11 protein-coding genes are annotated in these 16,352 nt (G+C 38.3%); 2 read left to right on the plus strand and 9 right to left on the minus strand.

All coding sequences use genetic code 11. From position 1 onward, the window contains the following. Positions 1 to 352 precede the first annotated feature (352 nt). Complete coding sequence (locus BM143_RS04605; RefSeq protein ID WP_090023377.1) at positions 353 to 1,882, minus strand: aldehyde dehydrogenase family protein; 1,530 nt, start codon at positions 1,880 to 1,882, stop codon at positions 353 to 355. A gap of 178 nt (positions 1,883 to 2,060) precedes the next feature. Here BM143_RS04605 and BM143_RS04610 point away from each other — a divergent pair, with 178 nt between their 5' ends. Then, a complete protein-coding gene (locus tag BM143_RS04610) occupies positions 2,061 to 2,993 on the plus strand; it encodes an AraC family transcriptional regulator (RefSeq protein WP_090023379.1) in 933 nt (310 codons plus the stop codon). A gap of 86 nt (positions 2,994 to 3,079) precedes the next feature. Here the strand turns inward: BM143_RS04610 and BM143_RS04615 are convergent, their stop codons facing one another. Then, a complete protein-coding gene (locus BM143_RS04615; RefSeq protein WP_090023381.1) occupies positions 3,080 to 4,528 on the minus strand; it encodes a RagB/SusD family nutrient uptake outer membrane protein in 1,449 nt (482 codons plus the stop codon). Between the two features lie 11 nt (positions 4,529 to 4,539). Further along, complete coding sequence (locus BM143_RS04620; protein ID WP_090023383.1) at positions 4,540 to 7,380, minus strand: SusC/RagA family TonB-linked outer membrane protein; 2,841 nt, start codon at positions 7,378 to 7,380, stop codon at positions 4,540 to 4,542. 530 nt (positions 7,381 to 7,910) lie between these two features. Between BM143_RS04620 and BM143_RS04625 the strand changes: the two genes are divergently transcribed. Beyond that, positions 7,911 to 8,849 (plus strand): alpha/beta hydrolase, encoded by a 939-nt coding sequence (locus tag BM143_RS04625; protein WP_090023385.1) that lies wholly within the window; start codon positions 7,911 to 7,913, stop codon positions 8,847 to 8,849. 89 nt (positions 8,850 to 8,938) lie between these two features. On the opposite strand, the gene BM143_RS04630 is transcribed toward BM143_RS04625, so the two are convergent. The 6 genes from BM143_RS04630 to BM143_RS04655 form a co-directional block, all read right to left on the minus strand. Continuing rightward, positions 8,939 to 10,267, minus strand: coding sequence for a hydroxymethylglutaryl-CoA synthase family protein (locus BM143_RS04630; RefSeq protein WP_090023387.1), 1,329 nt, complete (start codon positions 10,265 to 10,267; stop codon positions 8,939 to 8,941). Positions 10,268 to 10,416: 149 nt separating this feature from the next. Continuing rightward, on the minus strand, positions 10,417 to 12,924 hold the full coding sequence (locus tag BM143_RS04635; RefSeq protein WP_090023389.1) for a M1 family metallopeptidase: 2,508 nt from the start codon (positions 12,922 to 12,924) through the stop codon (positions 10,417 to 10,419). A gap of 11 nt (positions 12,925 to 12,935) precedes the next feature. Continuing rightward, entirely contained in the window at positions 12,936 to 13,166 is a 231-nt protein-coding gene (locus BM143_RS04640) for a hypothetical protein (protein ID WP_034728770.1), read from the minus strand. Position 13,167: 1 nt separating this feature from the next. Beyond that, on the minus strand, positions 13,168 to 14,490 hold the full coding sequence (locus tag BM143_RS04645) for a serine hydrolase domain-containing protein (protein ID WP_228430688.1): 1,323 nt from the start codon (positions 14,488 to 14,490) through the stop codon (positions 13,168 to 13,170). A gap of 226 nt (positions 14,491 to 14,716) precedes the next feature. Continuing rightward, entirely contained in the window at positions 14,717 to 15,454 is a 738-nt protein-coding gene (locus BM143_RS04650) for a hypothetical protein (RefSeq protein WP_090023391.1), read from the minus strand. Then, a complete protein-coding gene (locus tag BM143_RS04655) occupies positions 15,454 to 16,248 on the minus strand; it encodes a thymidylate synthase (protein ID WP_034728766.1) in 795 nt (264 codons plus the stop codon). Before BM143_RS04655 ends, BM143_RS04650 begins: the two co-directional genes overlap by 1 nt. Positions 16,249 to 16,352 lie beyond the last annotated feature (104 nt).

The raw sequence follows: 16,352 nt of genomic DNA on the forward strand, positions 1-16,352 counted from the left end.
TTACTAGCGGTCCATCATTCACTATCGACTTGCGAAGCAAAATTGACTTTTCACATTTAAACTTTGTGAATGCTGAATCGTCAATGGTGAATCCTACTACCAGCCGATCATTGACTATTGACTTGCGAAGCAAAATTGACTTTTCACATGAAAAACAGCAACAGAATTTCTGCTTACCCGAAATAGTTCAGATAAGGGCCTCTATTTTCCGCGTGAGGGATAGGAAGGGCGGGGCGAGGAACGAGCCGGTGCGGAATGAAATGGAGCACCGAAACGAAGTGAAGCCCTGGAATAGCCCGACCGTTTTGCCCCGGCAGAGCCGGGGCAAACGGGCACGCCCTAATATTAAAAATTAAAAGAAACCTAATTTGTTCTTGTTGTAAGAGATCAGCATATTTTTAGTCTGACGGTAGTGATCAAGCATCATTTTGTGATTTTCTCTACCGATTCCCGACTGCTTATACCCTCCGAAAGGTGCTCCCGCAGGATATGAGTGGTACTGATTCACCCAAACTCTTCCCGCCTGAATCTGGCGCGGAACATTGTACAACTGGTGTGCATCTCTTGTCCAGACCCCTGCTCCAAGCCCGTAGATTGTATCGTTGGCAATTTTTATCGCTTCTTCTTCATCTTTGAAAGTCGTAAATGCCAATACAGGTCCGAAAATTTCCTCCTGGAAGATTCTCATTCTATTATTCCCTTTGAAAATAGTCGGCTGGATATAGAATCCGTCTTCAAGATCTTCTCCTACATTGTTTACCTCACCACCAACAAGAACCTCAGCGCCTTCTTCTTTTCCAAGCTGGATGTAAGAAAGAATTTTATCTTTCTGGATCTGGGAAGCCTGAGCACCCATCATCACGGTTTTATCCAGTGGATTTCCTACTTTAATGGCTTTTACTCTTTCGATTACTTTTTCAATAAATGCATCAGCAATATCTTCCTGAACCAACAGTCTTGAAGGACACGTACAGATCTCCCCCTGATTAAGGGCAAAAAGCACAGCTCCTTCAATTGCTTTATCGAGGAATGCATCATCCGCATCCATTACTGAGGTGAAGAAAACGTTTGGAGATTTCCCTCCTAACTCAAGGGTGACCGGGATGATATTTTCTGTGGCATATTGCATCACAAGACGTCCTGTAGCTGTAGAACCTGTGAATGCGGCTTTTGATACTTTAGGATTGGTTACCAAAGCTCTTCCAAGTTCAGCTCCGAAACCATTAACGATATTGATAACCCCTGCAGGCAATAAATCTCCGATGATCTCCATTAAAACCATAATGGAAACAGGAGTACTTTCTGCCGGTTTCAGCACTACGCAATTTCCTGCGGCTAAGGCCGGAGCCAGCTTCCATACGGCCATCAAAATCGGGAAATTCCAAGGAATGATTTGTGCGATTACGCCCAGCGGTTCGTGAACGATCAGGGAAACGGTATCTTTATCGAGTTCGTTGTGAGAACCTTCTTCGGCTCGTACTACAGACGCAAAATATCTGAAATGGTCTACCGCAAGGGGTAAATCAGCGGCTAAAGTTTCTCTGACAGCCTTTCCGTTATCGATAGTTTCTACGATGGCAAGGTGCTCAAGATTCTGCTCTATCCGGTCTGCTATTTTATTCAGAATAATACTTCTCTCTGTAGAAGAGGTGTTTTTCCAGGTTTGAAATGCTTTGTCCGCAGCATTGACAGCCAGTTCCAGGTCTTCTTTGGATGAATGGGCTACCTGAGTGAAATTTTTCCCGTTAACCGGTGAAACGACATTGAAATACTGTCCGTTAACCGGAGGTGTGAATTTACCGTCAATGTAATTATCATATTTGTTTTTGAATTCAGGCCACTGAAATGCGGTCTCTGATTTTGGTTCTGTAATTGTGCTCATATTAGTAATTTTAATTTTTTCGTAATGCCAAGTTACATTTACAGATGAAAAACGGATAGCACAATCGTATAAAAAAACATCACAATAGTGCAGATGTTCAATTTTATAATTTTATTAACAACAGTGTAGGTCTAAAATTTATATATTTGAGTGATTGGGTTTTACAAAATGTTTAGAAATGAATAACAATAATAAATTTTTATTAAATACTCCTGAATTGAAGAAGGAAAGCCAGTTATTGAACCTTGTTGAAAACCAGACAAAATTCAATCTAAACAACTGTGAGTTCAGCATATACGAAACGCATAAAGCGGCTTTTGGTGTCAAACTTCATTTTGAAAACATTGCTTTTACGGCTATGCTGAGAGGCAAAAAGCACATGAAACTGGATAATAAAACGGGGTATTTTGATTATTTTCCAGGAGAAAGTGTTCTGGTAGCCCCCGGCGAAACCATGGTCATCGATTTTCCTGAAGCAGATGAAGCCCCAACTCAATGCATTTCTTTAAGTCTTAATCCTGATTTTATAGAGGATTCCCTTAATTATTTAAATTATACCCTTCCTAAAGTGGATGAAACTTCACAATGGAATATCCAGTTGGATGAATTTTTTCTCTTTAATAATCAGTCCTTAACTTCTGCGACCAACAACATCATGAGAATTGCTATGGATGATAATTCCCAAAAGGATATCATGGCAGATTTCGCTTTGAAAGAACTGTTAATCAGGCTTATGCAAACTCAGGCCAGAAGTATGGTAGAAAAGAATATCGCTAAGAATAAATCCAGAATAGGTTTTGCCGTAGATTATATCAGAAAAAACCTCCATCAAAAGCTGTCCATCGACAGTATGGCCAAACTGGCTTATGTAAGCAAATCTAACTTCTTTAAAATGTTCAAAGACGAATTGGGAACTTCCCCGAATGATTTTATCTTACAGGAAAGAATCAACCGGGCAAAGGAATTGCTCGCGGGGCAGAACAGCATTAAGGAAACGGCGTATCAAACTGGTTTTTCGGACACGAATTATTTTACGAGGGTGTTTAAGCAGCTGGTGGGTGTGACGCCTAAGAGTTATCAGATGAAGGTTGTGTTTGCCAAGGAGTATTGAGAGGCTGGTTGAATTTTAAAATCTTTATTATAAAATAAAAAAGCCCTGAAAAACAGGGCTTTGGTTTTTAATATTTGCTTATAATTTTAATATCCTGGGTTTTGTTGAATACCTGAATTTACATTAATGGCTCCTATCGGAATTGGCCATTGCCATTTATTACTGGTTGAAGCCAGATTCAAAGTTGGAGATGGAGTTCCAGAACCTGTACTCAATGCTCCTTGGTTTGGCCTGCTCAGATTTAGCCCTAACCTTTTCAAAGTATACCATCTGTCTGCTTCACCCATTAATTCTAGCCTTCTTTCTTTTTGTATTTCATCCCATAATGAAATACCTGTCAAATTTAAAGGTGTGTAATTAGTGTATCTCGCCTGTTTTAATGTATTAAGTAATTCCAAAGCTCTTAACGGATTAGTAGTAAAAGCAGCTTCTGCACCGTTAAGATAAACTTCAGCAGTTCGAAGATATTTATAATTTACTACATTGGGTAAAGATCCTCTTGTATTATACTTGATCACATTGATGTAACTTTGTCCAGAATATGAACTTACCTGAAAATAAGTATTCTTTCTTATATCTGTCGCAGTATATAAATCATAGAAACTTTTATACACTACATATTCTGATCTTATAGCCCCTGATACAATCTGATTATACGAAACACCAGTAGTAACTCTTTCTGCATCTGAGTTCAGGATTTCAAATAAAGTTCCATCCTGCTCTGTGCTATTCCACACTTTAGGAAATTTCTCAATTGTTCCTACGCTTGGAGACGATGCTATCGACTCTTCAGCTGCTGCCAATGCCTTTACCTTATCTCCTTTAAATAAATATACTCTTGATAATAAACCTGCTACTGCTGCTTTATTTAATCGTCCTTTGGTAAATGGTGCTGGTGTATCATTTCCAGTAGGAATATTGGCTTTCGCAAATTCTAAATCACTGATTATTTTATCATAAACCTGAGCAACTGTCAGATTTCTTGTAACAGGATCATTAGAGGTTGTTGTCATGTAAGCAATTCCCAAAGCATTGTTTGCATCTGGTGATTGGGTAGGGATTTTACAATATGCTCTAGCAATATCAAAATGGATAATCCCCCTTAAAGCCCTAGCCTCAGCTTCTACCTGAAGTGATTGCGAAGGGGAAAGAATATTTTTATTAAGGTTCTCCAAAACAAAATTAGCTCTGGAAATTGCAAAATATCCTGTACTATATAAAGCAGTAGTTTGCCCATCATCAGGCCCAAATTCCAACAACCATGCTCTGGTATTGGTTAATCTCCCTGTTGGACTCTGAATCAAATTATCAGAAGCTAAATCAGCCATAATATTCTGATTTCCTGCATCTCCAGAAAAATATCCTGAACCCTTCAAATTATCGTAAATGCCATCTAAAGCAAATCTGTAATCTGTAGCTGTTTTAAAGGCTGCATCTACAAAAGTATTGGTATTTGAATATTGATCCAGATCCCTATCACAAGATATCGATGATAAAAGAACTAAAGTTAAGCTTGATATGATTAATTTCTTCATTTTTTATTTTTTTAAAATTCTACTTGAACACCAAACATAAATTGTCTGACAGCCGGATAGCTAAACAATGCGTAAGATCCTGGAACATAAATTTGTCCGGCTCCCAACTGGCTTTCTCCAGATCCTACAGCCACTTCAGGGTCGCCTTTGAAACCTGTCCAGGTTAATAAGTTCTGACCTTGCACATATACCCTAATTGAATTTACCGGCACACTATCACCCAAGAATTTTTTATTGAAAGTATACCCCACCATTAATGCCCGAAATCTAAGGTAATCTGACTTTTCTAAAAATTGATCAGATGATCTAAGTCCTACTGTAGTTGGCTTTGGAAGAACATTCGTATCTCCTGGGCTTCTCCAATAGTTAAGTGCTTCCACACTCATATTATTAGCCCTTGAAGAAGAACTCTGTAAAATTTGTGATTGATAATTATAAGTATAAGCCCCTGTTTTAAATGTAAAATCTGCGGATAAATCGAATCCATACGCTTCTACGCTAAGGCCAAAACCACCAAAGAATTTAGGATTAGGACTTTTATTAGTAATATCTTTGATGTCTGTAGTAGCATTATATACATCAGTAGCAGTTCTTCCATTAATCGTATAAAAATTTTCACCAGCATTTGGAGTTGTTCTATCTGTATAATACAGTGCTTTCCCATCAGAAGAATTTACACCCGCATACTCAACCAACCTGTAAAAAAATGGAGTTTCACCAACTTTAAGTGCAGTTTCGTCTAAGTTTCTTTGTGTACTCACTCCATCAAGAGAAGTTACCTTAGCTCTTTGCCAAGAAGCATTTCCTTTAAGAGAAACTCGTAGATTTTCTTTTCTTATAACATCAAACGTAAATTCAGTTTCCACACCTTCAGTGCGCATATCACCTAGGTTTTTATAAATAGAATATTTTCCAGATTCATATGGCAGTGGCAATAGTTGGATAAAATCATTTCGATCTGAACGGTAAACCTCTACTGCTCCTCTAAATCTACTCTTTAAAAATGCAAGATCTATCCCAAGGTTAGTCGTTTTATTAGTTTCCCATTTGATATCCGGATTTCCTGCAATAGTAGTCGGAGCCATTGTTGCCCCACTTCCGTAATCTCCATAATTCACATACCCTACGTTCGAATAATTTGGAATATTTCTATCGTTACCTGCTATACCATATGATGCCCGGAGTTTAAGATCATTTAAAATTCCTCCGCTAAGAAAATCTTCTTTTCCAATATTCCATGCTATACTACTACTCCAAAAAAGTCCTGACTTATTGTTAGCTCCGAATTTTGAGCTATTATCCTGACGAATAGATCCCGTTAATAAATATTTCTTTTTATAGTTATATTCAAACAAGCCTAATAAAGAAAACAATGTTCCTCTCACCTTATCTCCAGTAAAAGTATTTTTATCTGATGGAATAGTATTGGAAGGAGCATCAGAGTTGGGGTTTTTATAATTTGTTCCACTTGCAGCAATGTTCTCTGTAAACTCATTATTAAATTCTACTACCCCCGTAGCAGCAATAAAATGATCATTCAATTGCTTTTTGAAATCTATTCTATTTCCGTAAATATAATTGAATGAATAAAAAGTTGTTTTTCTAAGAGTTCCTAATCCCCCGGCACCATTCACTATTACATCCAACTGAGACCCTCTTTTCAGATCATTGGTATTTACCAGATTATCATATAAAGTATTAAAATACATCCTGTATGATAAGGCATCATTGAATTTATATTCACCAAAAATATTTCCGCTTGCCCTTAACCGTTGCTCGAAATCAACATTATTTCTTATGGCTTCAATAATATTGAAGCCTTGTCTTAAATTATAATTATACGAACCATCTGCATTATATACTGGCTCAAATGGATTGTATCTATACATACTCCCAAATGGGCTTTGTGCATTATTTCTATCCCTGATATTCTGTGTATACTGATAGGCAACCCCAAGATCCAAACCAACTTTTATCTTGTCACTAAGATTATTCTCAAAGTTAAAACGTCCGGTATAACGATCTAAACCATTAATATCTCGTACAATTCCATCATCTTTATCGTAACCCAATGAATAATAAAATTTATTTTTATCACTTCCCCCTCTTGCTGAAAATATATAACTTTGCAGAGAAGATGTTCTCAAGATATCTTTCTGCCAGTCATGATCCTGCTTTAATAATGCTTCTTCCTGAGCTGCTGTATAATTAGGCAGTCCGGATAAACCCAAAGCCTTCACCTCCCTTTCATACTGTAATTTTTGGGAGGAATTCATCATTTCAAAATTTAATTCCTTATCAGAAATCTTTTTCGAAAACCCCATTCTGCTTTCAAATGAATACTGTGTTTTACCATTTCGTCCTCTTTTTGTAGTTATAACAATAACACCATTAGCACCTCTAGAACCAAACTGAGCGGTTCCTGCAGCATCTTTTAGTATTACTACATTTTCAATATCATTAGGATTTACAGCATTAAACTGCCTTGAAGTCATATAAATTCCATCTACTACATATAGAGCTTCCGAATTCCCGGTAAATCCGGAGATTCCACGGATATTAATTTCTGCCGTTGCCCCAGGCTGCCCGTTTCTAGCCTGAACAAATACACCGGATGCACGGCCTTGCAGCATATTTCCGACTGAGGTTGTTGGAGTTTGGGTCTTTAATTCTTCAGCAGTAACTACAGATTGAGATTGTGCTATTTCATCTTTTGTTTTTCTTTGATAACCCGTTACCACCACCTCATCAATCTCTCCCCGAATGGTGTCATTCTTCGCTTTCTGCGCCGAAATAGCCTGTCCTATAAAGAACAAAGCCCCTGCACTTAACACACGTAATTTTACATTCATGTTTTTAATTTTAGCATTTAGAGAGCAAATATGTTAATAAAGCTTAACAATATCAAAATTCAAAACACTGAAATACAAACAGATACAACGCATTAATTTAATTGAAAAATAAGTAAAATAGTTTTTTTTAAAAGTATTTACATTGAAAAAATAAAAAATAATCTAAGAAAAACGATTTGATAGAAATTTTAATTAGAGAAAAAAAATTCATCACAATTAAACAAAATCTACAAAAGGATAAATAATATAAATGACAATTGAAATTATTAACAAATAAAATAAAGATTCTATTTTAACAATTCGTAAACAAAATCAAGCCTTACCGTATAATTTCCTCAAAAAATACACCATAAAACACTAAAAAAGAAAAACCATCTCTAATGAAAAGCATTTTTTTATGATTAATTAAGAATAAAATAATAGTCAATTCAATAAGTTAATGAACATATTTTGCATAAAAAGGACTTTTAATACAACCACAGACTTGGTACAAACGGAAGATTGTTTTAAATTTATTTGCAAATACATCTATGAGAACCTTCATTATCTTTACCATTTTATTATTAACCGGAAGCAGATATGCAGCCCAGAATCAGGAAAATAAGTTTCAGATTTCAAAAGATTCAGAGCAAATTCCTTTGTGGACAAATGATATGCCTGATGGATCCGGACCGCAAGGAGCAGAAATCATAACTGCCAAAGGATCCGTTACCAACATTTCAAATCCCAGATTGATTGTTCACCAACCTTCCAATCCCAACGGAACGGCCATTTTAGTGATCAGCGGAGGCGGATATGCTCATATTGAAATGGGTAAAGAAAGCACTCCAACCGCCAACTGGCTTCAATCTGCAGGGATAACGGCTTTCGAACTTATCTACAGGCTCCCTTCAGAAAACTGGAAAACCACCAATGTTCCTTTTGAAGATGCCCAACGGGCGATGCGCATGGTCCGAAGTCTTGCCAAAAAGTATAAAATCGATGCCAATAAAGTTGGAATCCTGGGATTTTCTGCAGGCGGTCATTTAGCCGGATTCATTTCAGCTCAGCCAGATAAAAAGCTTTATAAACCGATTGATAAAATAGATTCTTTATCAGCGAGACCGGATTTTGCCGGACTTATCTATCCTGTCGTTTCTATGCTTCCTCCCAATGATAAAACCCATTCAAGGAAAAGTATTCTTGGAGAAAATCCATCTGGGGTAGAAGAAGCTGCATTTTCTGTAGAAAAACTGGTAAGTTCCAATATGCCCGTTACATTTTTAGCACAAGCTATGGATGATCCTATCTCTTCTATTGATAACAGTTTGCTGTTATATTCAGCTCTAAAGAAGGTGAACGTAAAAACTGAAATGCATCTTTTTCCAACCGGTGGTCACGGCTGGGGATTAGGTAAAAAAGGAAGCCCTACAACTGCATGGCCTGAACTTTTTAAAACCTGGATGAAGAATAATAGTTTTTGGAAATAGAGGTGAAAGGAAGTCTGAGGATGAAAGAGAGAAGATCTGGAGAAATACCCTTGCCAAGGTTTAAAGCCATGGCAAGGATAAACAAGTTATTAATCCTGATAATGATAATACCTCGCTCCTATCAAAACGGGATTTTCCGATTCTATTGATACTAAGCCAAAACCGTTATATTGGCTGTTGACAGAATGATAAAGTTGTTTTCTGTGTAATTTCTCGTAGGTTTCAAAATCAATTGCGGTTCTGTTTTCTAAATTTTCGAACACCTTCCATTTTGAAACGGCTGTTTTCCAGTTTTCAGATATTTTTCCGGCAAAAACTTTAGATTTTGAACCGCTTCCATAGCCTAAAAAGCCAATTTCCCGACCAGCCAGTTCTTCACCTTCATCATAAGAAACCTGAATAGCAGACAACAGCGCCATAAAAACAGAAGCTGTATACATATTTCCTATTTCTGACGATGCTCTTTGTGACCTTTCTATTTTTTCATTGATAAAATTCAGATAGTCTTCAGATTTTGCAACCGCTTTCTGCTCCTCGGGAGTTTGATAAGAAAATCCATTTTCAAGGCTGTAGATCTCTGTGAAAACTCTTTTGCCGTGGAAGGCATATGGAAGGTGGAAAATTAGATATCTCCAGTCTTCATAAGGTTTGTCTCTTCCTGTAATTTCTTTATAATGCTGATAAGCTTCCCTGATTCTGTCCTGATAACACTGGTTTGAATACTGTCCGTCAAAAACAGGCTCATCAGTAAACACTTCAATCTTATCCGGAAAGGTATCAGGTGCTTCATTTAAATCTTCTTTGCTGTATGATCTTCTCGGTTTGAAAAAATCAAAAACACTTTCGGTAGCGACTCCCCAGTTGTTTTCAATTTCCAGAAGATCAGGTTTTGATGAAATCAGTAATGCTACTGCTCCTCCACCCTGTGTATATTCGCCGGAAGAAGCCAGTTCATATTTAGCATAATCGCTGGCAATGACTACGGCCTTTTTCTCCGGATTCACCCTTACAAAATCAAGGGAATTGTGAAGTGCATCCACTGCTCCGATGCAGGCAAATGTCATATCCACGACATCACAGTTTCTGAAACATCTTTCACCAAACTCCTTTTCCAGGACTTTTTCTACCATCTGCATTGCATAAGACGCCGTAGGTTTCGCTGCATCCAAAGCGCTTTCGGTTCCCAGATAAATTCTAGCTATATCTTTCGGATTAAGATTATGGCCTTTAATCAATTTTAATAAAGCCTCTGCCGCAAATGTAGCTGCATCTTCATGAACATCCGGGAAACCCATTTTATGCAATCCCAGTCCTTTTTCCAGTTTTGCGGGTTCAATTCCCCTTTTCTCCGCCAGGTCTTTGATCTCTAAGTACAAAGACGGCACATAATAGCCCGCAGCCTCAATTCCAAAAGTCATCCTATTCTAAATTTTTATACGAATTTATAAAATGATGTTTGAATATGCCTCCCATTTATTACCCAAATTTCCTTTTTTAAAATAAAAATCATAAAAAAACTGCTGTTTTTCACAGCAGTTTTATATTCTAAATAATTCTAAGGATCTTTTTACTTAAAATCTTCAATGGCTTTATTGATCGCATCGATCTGTTTGTTGATGCTCGCTGCATTCTGAGGATTCTGTCTCAGCAACTCCATTTTCTTACTTAAACCATCTTTCAGCATCTGGGAAATCATCATTTTAACCTGAGGATTATCTCCCATTTCACCTTTTGCATGGCTGATGATTTTTGTAATGTTTTCAGTAGCTTTCAGATTATCCGAGCTCATGATCCAATTGTATCCTTCTTCTGCAGATTTACCCAGTTCCGGGTTCTGGAATTTAATGAAAGGATAAAATGCCACAAGAGGCGTGATATTGGACATCTGAGAAGTTACCTTATTCTTTACAATTACCGGAAGAAGTTGTCCCATCAATTCGTCTGAAGCGCCTTCAAGATCGATTTTATCTGCCAGTGCATTCGCTTTTGACGGATCTATCGTTAAAACAGCACTTAATGAAGTTGCTTTTACAGCATTGGACACCGCATTCACTCCTTTTTCAAAAACAGGAAGGTATTTTTTATCTTTAGTTTTAGCCAAAGCCGTGATCGCAGCAGCCTGAACCAGAGTTTTCGGGTCATTGGAAGCCAGTTTCTCTACATCAGCGCCAAGAGCTTTCATCTGCTCAGCATTTGAAAGGTCCATCAACTGAAGCGCCTTGATTCTTGTTCTGAAATAAGGATCTTTTAATGCTGCAGCCAGTAATTTCGTAGCAGCCGGGTTTTTACCCACCTGATCTTTTATCGCAGCTAGAGCTTTGTATCTGCTCTTAAATTCCTTAGAATTGGTGAACTGCATCAGGTTCTGTTCCGGAGTCTTGGTCTCGGTAATTTCTGAAACTAAAATTCCGTCTGCGTTGATATTGATCAGATCCGGAGTTTTAGACACATCAAAATTGAATGTGTTTTTCGCTTCAGCATTAACCCATACATTATATCTTTTCGGCTTTCCGTTGTCATACACATCGATGGCAAGAGGGAATTCAAATGGCTGATCCTGCGTTTGGTTAATCGTTACGGCTACCTGCTTTTTCACCGGTTCAAAAGTAAACGAATAATTCAGCTTTGGATTTCCGCTTCCGAAATACCATTGATTGAAGAACCAGTTCAGATCTTTTCCTGAAACTTTTTCAAAAGAAAGCCTCAATTGGTGAGCTTCTCCGTTTTGGTATTCATTGGTTTTCAGATAATCGTTCATTCCGGCAAAGAACGCATCGTCGCCCAGATAATTTCTCAGCATGTGAAGGATACCGCCACCTTTCTGATACGTCACAAGGTCAAAAACATCTTCACGGGAATCATAGTTGAATCTCACGAGGTCTTTCTTGAAATCAGCCGGATTGTGGATGTACATATTCACATCGGTCATCTGGTGATAATCTGCCTGGTCTTTTCCGTATTTATATTCGTTCCACAGGTATTCGGAATAGTTAGCGAATGATTCGTTCACGGTAAGGTTGCTCCAGCTTTCTGCTGTCACAAGATCTCCAAACCAGTGGTGGAATAATTCATGGGCGATCGTATCTTCCCATTTGTTTTCATCGATCAGCTGTCCCGGCTTTTGAAGAATATCGCTTCCGTGAAGAGTCGCCGTTGTATTCTCCATAGCACCGCTCACATAGTCTCTTCCTGAGATCTGCGCATATTTCGCCCACGGATAATCATAACCCATCTTTTTGGAGAAAAACTCCATCATTTCCGGCGTGTTTCCGTAGATCTGTTTTGCATAAGGTTCGTATTCTTTTTCGATATAATAGTCTACCGGAATATTTTTCCATTTGTCTTTCACGATAGCATATTCACCCACGCCCATAAAGAACAGGTAGGTAGAATGTCTTTTATCCATGACCCAATGGTCTGTTCTTAAGCTTCCTTCTTTCTGTGAATCTTTCAGAATTCCATTAGAAAGGGTGACATATTTATCAGGAACGGTCATATAGATCTCCTGAGTAGTCTTCTGATTCGGTTTATCGATGGTTGGGAACCATGCGGAAGAAGATTCTGTCTCACCCTGCGTCCAGATCTGAGTCGGCATATCCGGATCCTGTCCCTGTGCATTGATAAAATAAAGACCTTTGGCATCATTGATGGCCATACTTCCTTTCTGTTTTACCTCATTCGGACGTGCCGTATACTTGATATATACTGTATATTCCTGGTTTTTCTGATAGGTTTTATCCAGACTGATCTTCAGGATCTCGTCCTTATATTCATATTTCAGAGGTGATTTTTTTCCGTTGCTGTCAAGAGCTACTTCATGAATCAGCATTCCTTTTGCATCAAGCGTCAGTTCGTTGGTAGGATAGAAATACGGAGTGGCCGTTAACCATTCTTCTCCGCCCATCTGCTCTTTCTGATAATCGAAATTGACTTTAAGCTTGGTATGTTTAAGTTCCGTTACTTTGGTATGGGTGGCTCTGTACGCCTTTTCTCTTCCTGAAGTTTCGGTCTGTGCTGATACGTTGGCGGAAAAGAAAATTCCGAGTATAGCAATGGACAAAATCGCCTTTTTCATCTGTTACTTTATTATTTTTTAGAATTATTTTTTGTTATTATATCAAAAATATCATTAACCAGGGTTTCGTAGTCGCCTGTTTTCAGCTGTTCTTTGGTTTTAGCAAAAGCTTTTTTCAGTTCGCTTTCCGGGTTTTCATCATCAATGATCTCTACCGAGGCGACTCCTTTCAATTGCAGAACTGCATTTTGAAGTGCCGCAAGATCTGCATTGTCTTCTGTATTGATTTTTAAATATTTCATTTTATTGTTTCTTAAAGGTAAAATTATTGGCACCCTGCGAGAAGTCCATGGTTCCTCTTTCCGCATTGAACTTCATTTTGATGCCTGCCATTTCAAACTTAAATTCGGTTTCAGAGACGGCTTCCAGTGGAAACGCGCCTTGTCCTGTAGCCTGTCCCTTCAGTTTCCCATCTTCCTGGAAGATTTTTATATCCAGTGGAAAGCCTTCGGTCTTGTAAAGTCCTTCATATTTTTTCAAAGTTTCGGCTGCTACAGAAACTCCTCTAAAATTAGGCATTTTAAAATCTTTACCAATAGATGTTTCCATCATTTTAATGGAAATATCATTATTATCGTAATCTGATTGATTGGTAATGGCACTCACGCCTACTTTCAGTTCAGGAAAATAATACAAGACCGAACGGAACTGATCAATTCCACCGTTATGCCCATACCCCGAATATGTTTGAAAAGGCACCTTTGCTATTCCGTATCCATAATTGTCGATAAAATTTTTCATTCCGGAAAGGCTGGCTTTACTGATCAGTTTTCCATTTTCCAGAGCAATAATAAACTTCAAAAGTTCAGTTGGCGTGGAAATGATATCTCCTGCCCCCAGCGGAACGCTCATATCTGTTTCCTGCCATGGCTGATAACTCCCGTTGGAATAGGTATAGGAAAGCGCCTGGTTTTTTGAAGGATCAATCTTTCCGCCCACTTCGGTCAGGGTCAACTTCAAAGGGTTAGTAATTTTAGTCTTCAGCAGTTGTGCGTAGGTCTTTTTATATACTTTTTCCAGTATAAAGGTCAGCAGAATATAGTTGGAATTGCTGTATTCATATTTCGTTCCCGGAGCGAAGTCGCTTTTATATTTTTTGATGATTGAGATCAGGGATTGTTCTGTCTGTGGTTTTGTGTTATAGGTCCAATACTCCTGTTCATCCGTGAGATTATGAATTCCGCTTCTGTGCTGTAAAAGGTTTTCTAGGGTTATTTTATCTGCATTTTCTATTTCCGGATACCAGGTGGAAAGTTTAGTGTCAAGGGAAAGCTTTTTCTCTTCAACAGCTTTCATCACAAGGACTGCGGTGAATGTTTTGGAAATGGAACCTATGCGGTATTGGGTATTGATATTGGTTTTCTGCTGTTTTGCAGCGTCGGAGAATCCGGTTGTCTTCAGAAAAGTAGGCTGACCGTTCTCTGCAATCGCAAAACTTCCCATTACTTTATGGTGAACAGAAAGTGAATCGAGATAATCCATTAATTTCTGTTTGTTTGCACTTTGAGAAAATGCCATACACGAAATACTTGCTGTCGCTACAAAAAACAGTTTTTTCAGAATCATATTATTAATTTTTCAATCAGTAGTAAAATTAAGGATTCTGTTACAACAGAATTCGGAATATCAATCGTAATCTTCGGAGAAAATACCGCTATTTTCCAGCCGGGACATAATCTCATGGTCCTCTTTCCACAGGCTGTCTTTTTTGAGATAATTCAGGACCGTTTTTTTATTTCCGGGATTATTAAAGGAAAGAAGCATGGCTACATAATCTCTTTTATGTGCTATATTAATAGAGATTTGCCAATTCCTTCTGCAACAGGTCAGCGTATTCCTTTTTGTGCCAGGAGTTAAGGTATTTCAAGGCCGGCTGCCTATGATTTTCAAAGGCCTGTTTTGCGATCTGTTTTTTCAGACCATCAGAAAAGATTCTGTTTCTCAATGCTGTTGTAAGGATAAGTTCTGAAGATTCCGGCATGAAAAGGATCATGCTGTCGAGCTGTTTCAAATCCTGATCTGAGTTGAGTTCTTCCGGTTTCAGTTTGTAATACTGTGCCCAGTAAACCGGTTCCGCAGGATGGTCATTACTAAGAATACATCCATTTTGAATATGCACCGTCCCTCTTCTATTGAGCATTTTCTGAAAAACAGGAATGGTATATTGATTGTCTTTTTCTGAAAGTCCGATGGAAGCATACACCGCTAGCACACTATTTTTATTATCTGTCAGCGCCAGCAATTCCTGTTCTGAAGCTGCTTTATACAATTTTTTGAAATTCCTGAAATTAGCAGGCGTGTCTGTGGCCCCTTTTCCTCCCTGTTCTGTTTCATAGATGTTTAAAGACGAAATATCTTTAACTATTTTTCTTAAATGCTGAGGAACATTTAAAGAATCAAAGACAGCATCTTTTGTATAATCGAAATCGTCGGTCAACAGATCTGTAATGACCGGTTTTTTCTCTTCTTTTTGATGACAGCTGAAGAGCGTAATGGTAAGAATAACAGCGAAAATTCCCGAGACTTTCATTATACCGCTACAGGTGCTTTAATTCCCGGATGCGGATCATAATTTTCAAGGGTAAAATCTTCAAACGTAAAACCGAAAATATCTTTGATCTCAGGATTCAGTTTCATCACAGGAAGTGGTCTCGGATCTCTGGAAAGCTGCTTATTCACCTGCTCAAAATGATTGTTGTAAATATGTACATCCCCGAAGCTGTGGACATAATCTCCAACTTCCAGATCACATACCTGCGCCACCATCATCAGCAATAATGCATAGCTCGCAATATTGAAAGGTACTCCTAAAAAGACATCAGCACTTCTCTGGTACAGCTGCAGCGACAGTTTTCCATCTGCTACATAAAACTGAAATAAAGCGTGACAGGGTGCCAGCGCCATATTGGGAATTTCGGCAGCGTTCCATGCGGAAACAATCAGCCTTCTGGAATCCGGATTTTTTTTAATCTGATCAATCACCTCAGTGATCTGATCTACGATTTTTCCATCCGCTCCCTGCCAGCTTCTCCACTGTGCGCCGTAAACAGGACCTAAGTCGCCGTTTTCATCTGCCCATTCGTCCCAAATGCTCACGCCGTTGTCATTCAGATATTTGACATTGGTATCACCTTTCAAAAACCAAAGCAGTTCATAGATAATGGATTTCAGGTGTACTTTTTTAGTGGTCACCATAGGAAAACCTTTTGACAGATCATACCTCAGCTGGTACCCGAAAACACTTCTGGTTCCGGTTCCGGTTCTGTCGGTCTTGTCTGTTCCATTGTCTAAAATATGCTGTAAAAGGTCTAGGTAGTTCTGCATTTTTGAAAGCGGGTTTTGATGGTTCAAATTTAGAAAAAACTAACCGATTTTGAGTTATCATAGATCATAAAAAAACAGCTGTGAAAATTATTTCCACAACTGTT

The organism is Chryseobacterium oleae (assembly GCF_900115055.1).
In the GTDB taxonomy this organism is placed as follows: Bacteria; Bacteroidota; Bacteroidia; order Flavobacteriales; family Weeksellaceae; genus Chryseobacterium; species Chryseobacterium oleae.

What these genes read in the sequence shown, in the direction of transcription:
- BM143_RS04605 (WP_090023377.1), bottom strand. Translation starts at nt 1,882, where the DNA reads ATGAGCACAATTACAGAACCAAAATCAGAGACCGCATTTCAGTGGCCT.
- BM143_RS04610 (WP_090023379.1), top strand. Translation starts at nt 2,061, where the DNA reads ATGAATAACAATAATAAATTTTTATTAAATACTCCTGAATTGAAGAAG.
- BM143_RS04615 (WP_090023381.1), bottom strand. Translation starts at nt 4,528, where the DNA reads ATGAAGAAATTAATCATATCAAGCTTAACTTTAGTTCTTTTATCATCG.
- BM143_RS04620 (WP_090023383.1), bottom strand. Translation starts at nt 7,380, where the DNA reads ATGAATGTAAAATTACGTGTGTTAAGTGCAGGGGCTTTGTTCTTTATA.
- BM143_RS04625 (WP_090023385.1), top strand. Translation starts at nt 7,911, where the DNA reads ATGAGAACCTTCATTATCTTTACCATTTTATTATTAACCGGAAGCAGA.
- BM143_RS04630 (WP_090023387.1), bottom strand. Translation starts at nt 10,267, where the DNA reads ATGACTTTTGGAATTGAGGCTGCGGGCTATTATGTGCCGTCTTTGTAC.
- BM143_RS04635 (WP_090023389.1), bottom strand. Translation starts at nt 12,924, where the DNA reads ATGAAAAAGGCGATTTTGTCCATTGCTATACTCGGAATTTTCTTTTCC.
- BM143_RS04640 (WP_034728770.1), bottom strand. Translation starts at nt 13,166, where the DNA reads ATGAAATATTTAAAAATCAATACAGAAGACAATGCAGATCTTGCGGCA.
- BM143_RS04645 (WP_228430688.1), bottom strand. Translation starts at nt 14,490, where the DNA reads ATGATTCTGAAAAAACTGTTTTTTGTAGCGACAGCAAGTATTTCGTGT.
- BM143_RS04650 (WP_090023391.1), bottom strand. Translation starts at nt 15,454, where the DNA reads ATGAAAGTCTCGGGAATTTTCGCTGTTATTCTTACCATTACGCTCTTC.
- BM143_RS04655 (WP_034728766.1), bottom strand. Translation starts at nt 16,248, where the DNA reads ATGCAGAACTACCTAGACCTTTTACAGCATATTTTAGACAATGGAACA.